This is a genomic window from Photobacterium lucens, from assembly GCF_009873615.1.
Taxonomy (GTDB): Bacteria; Pseudomonadota; Gammaproteobacteria; order Enterobacterales; family Vibrionaceae; genus Photobacterium; species Photobacterium lucens.
On the sequence record NZ_SSMG01000258.1, the window covers coordinates 1 to 2002 of the forward strand.

Consider the following 2002-nt stretch of genomic DNA (forward strand, 5'->3'; position numbering starts at 1 on the left):
TAATTGCGAATTATTTCTTGATCTATAAGCATAAAAAAACGGTGTCTACCTATGATAGAACACCTATAGCTAGTGTAGTTTATGATAATAAGGAATGCTTGATTATTGCTTTATTTGTTTTAAATCATTGATATTTAATTGTATTTGTTGTTTTTATTGTGCTGATGTCTTGATTCCGTTAGATATGGTGGAATCGTTTATTGGTATTTGAAAGGAGCAGTAAATAATAGTGTATTGAAGGAAAACTAAACGTTTAGATTTCACATCATCTAATTTAAATTTTTTTTACTTGTATTGATGTGATGGCAGTTAATTAGCTCAGTTAGAGGCGATATTCTGTGGGTAACGCTAAATTTCAGTGTAGCTTGAGATACTGACTTTTTATGCATAGAGAACTGCATGTCATCTTGTTTCTTATTCACTGTTGTCAGAACTACTGCAACTTAGATGAGAACATTTACGATGTTTGAAGTTGAAGTTGAAGTTGAAGTTGAAGTTCTTGTGATTTTGTTCCAAATCGGAAGGTGAGGTTGAGTAATAACTAACATAGTTTATATCAAACAGAAAAAAGCCCGAATCCTAGCGGTAAGATCCGGGCTTAAAACGTTATTGGATGTGTTTTATTATTTATGCGTCTTTATGGTTTTGAGCATAAACGTGAGCTGCGATCGCATCCATTAGTGCTGGAGATAGGCAATCGTAAGGATTTAGACCTAGCTCTTTTAGACGAGAACGGATAGCAGTCATGTCTTTAGGATCTGTGCCTGTTTCAATGATTGAAGAAACAAAAGCAGCAAACTCAGGAGCAGACCAACCTTCGTCAGTTGAAAGCTCTGTGTGAACAAAGTCTAAACCATGGAATGGGTGGTTAGTATCTTCGATACGACCGTACATATGTACACCACACTCTTTACATGCATGACGTTTGATCACTGCATTTTCATCAACAACCACTAACTTATCGGCGTTAGCAATAACTTCGACATTGTCACGAGAGATAACAGCGATTTGAGAGAAAATTGCACCTTCAGGTTTCCAACATTTAGAACAACCACAAGCATGGTTATGTGCTGTTTGACCTGCAAGTTTTACGCGAACAGTATTCGTTTCACATTTACAGTTTAATACGCCACCTGCAAAGTTTTCTTTTGTTGGTTTAAAACCATTATCAATGGATGGATGTAATTTAATAGTCATATTAGTATTCTTAATTATTTGTAGGGTATTATTTATTTTATATTAATTATTCAACTAACTATGTTTAATTAGAGAATAAAAGTATTTTAAATTGTTAACGCTATTAAACAATAAGCATTCCAGTAAATGATTATTACTGTGTTGAAATAATAAAATGAATTATTACTTGTTTTGCTGTGCAATATGGGTAGCGATAGCATCCATTAGATCTGGAGATAAGCAATCGTAAGATTCCATACCTAATTCTTCAATGCGAGCACGAATAGCTGCCATGTCTTTCAATTCAGTGCCAGTCTCAATGATTGAAGAAACAAAGGCGGCAAATGTTGGAGCAGACCAGCCTTGCGTTGGCGATAGCTCAGTATGTACAAAGTCTAAGCCATAGAAAGGGTGGTTTGTGTCTTTGATACGGCCGTACATATGCACACCACAGTCTTTACATGCATAACGCTTGATCACTGCTGCATCATCAATAATCGCTAATTTATCAGCATTAGCGGTTACGTTTAATTTGTCACGAGGAATAACCGCCACTTGTGAAAATAAAGCACCGTTAGGTTTCCAACATTTAGAGCAACCACAAATATGATTATGCGCTGTTTGTGATTCTAAATTAACAACGACTTTATTATGTCGACAATGGCATTGTAATTTACCACCATTTAATGTGTTATTTGTTGGGTTAATACCATGATTAACAGCAGGGTGAATATTAATTATAGTCGGCTTGTTTTTAGGTTTAAAAAATTTAGCAAATAGATTTAGCATTATTAGACTTATTTAATTTAGATGTGCAGGTTCACTA

Annotated in this window: 2 protein-coding genes; both read right to left on the minus strand. The window is 34.8% G+C overall.

The window, feature by feature from the left end:
- Positions 1–627: 627 nt before the first annotated feature.
- On the minus strand, positions 628–1197 hold the full coding sequence (gene gfa / locus E5A76_RS11090; RefSeq protein WP_053986763.1) for an S-(hydroxymethyl)glutathione synthase: 570 nt from the start codon (positions 1195–1197) through the stop codon (positions 628–630).
- A 162-nt stretch (positions 1198–1359) separates the two neighbouring features.
- Positions 1360–1965, minus strand: coding sequence for an S-(hydroxymethyl)glutathione synthase (gene gfa, locus E5A76_RS11095; RefSeq protein ID WP_161118969.1), 606 nt, complete (start codon positions 1963–1965; stop codon positions 1360–1362).
- Between the last annotated feature and the right edge of the window lie 37 nt (positions 1966–2002).